Raw genomic sequence first — 1,255 nt, 5'->3', positions numbered from 1 at the left:
CATTGTTGTCCCATTAAAATCTAAAAGAGTTCTTTGAAATATTTGAAATTTAGTTAGTTACAGCGATTTTCCGAGCGAACGGACTTGAATTTGTAGCTTTGCATCAGATTAATCCGATGGCATATGTTCCAAGACAAATACGTTTTCGCTCAATTGGCTTCATTTCTGAATCGAAGTAAGTTTAACCGCATAGTCACCAAGTATGATGGTGATAAATATGTGAAGCACTTCACCTGCTGGAATCAACTACTTGCTTTGATGTTTGGTCAACTTTCTAATCGTGAAAGTCTGCGAGATTTGATAGTTGCTCTTGAAGCTCATCATTCCAAATGTTATCATTTAGGAATGGGTAAAAATGTATCAAAGTCATCGCTGGCAAGAGCAAATCAAGATAGAGACTATCACATCTTTGAAGAATATGCTTACTACCTGGTTAGCGAAGCACGACAAAAGTGTGCTAATCATATTTTCAAACTTGGCGGTAACGTTTATGCTTTCGATTCGACTACTATTGACCTGTGCCTTTCAGTCTTTTGGTGGGCAAAATTCCGCAAAAAGAAAGGTGGTATCAAAGTGCATACATTATATGATGTGGAAACACAGATTCCTGCATTCTTTCATATCACGGAAGCATCCGTACACGATTCTAAAGTTATGATTGAAATTCCTTATGAACCAAGCTCTTATTACATCTTTGACCGCGGTTATAACAACTTCAAAATACTGTATAAAATTCATCAAATTGAAGCCTACTTTGTTGTCAGAGCAAAAAAGAATCTCGGGTACAAATCCATCCAATGGAAACGTAGGCTGCCTAAGAATGTGCTTTCAGACGCAAGTGTATTTCTGACAGGATTCTATCCTAAACAATATTATCCAGAGCCACTTAGATTGGTTAAATATTGGGATGAAGAACAAGAACGAGAATTTACATTCATAACCAATGCGATGCATATATCTGCGCTTCAAGTTGCTGAACTTTATAAAAATCGCTGGCAGGTAGAGCTGTTTTTCAAATGGCTCAAGCAGCACCTTAAAATCAAAAGATTTTGGGGAACTACAGAGAATGCTGTTCGAATACAGATATATGCTGCTATATGCGCTTACTGTTTGGTGGCAATCATTCAACACGATATGCAACTGAACAGAAGTACATATGAAGTGTTACAAATACTGAGCATCTCATTGACTGATAAGACTCATCTGAGAGACCTCTTTGATAAAACTAAATTTCAAAATGACAAAGAACGATTCG

The 1,255-nt window shown here is 37.0% G+C and carries 1 protein-coding gene; it reads left to right on the top strand.

Annotated elements, in window-relative coordinates; translation table 11 throughout:
• Positions 1-123: 123 nt before the first annotated feature.
• Positions 124-1,255, top strand: a 1,132-nt coding sequence (locus DWX33_RS22095; RefSeq protein WP_233570221.1) for an IS4 family transposase, incomplete at its 3' end; no start/stop codon positions are given.

The sequence above is a fragment of the Parabacteroides sp. AF19-14 genome, assembly GCF_003635485.1.
GTDB lineage: Bacteria > Bacteroidota > Bacteroidia > Bacteroidales > Tannerellaceae > Parabacteroides > Parabacteroides distasonis.
The sequence above is the reverse complement of the archived record's forward strand: the minus strand, read 5'-3'. Positions and strand labels throughout refer to the sequence as shown.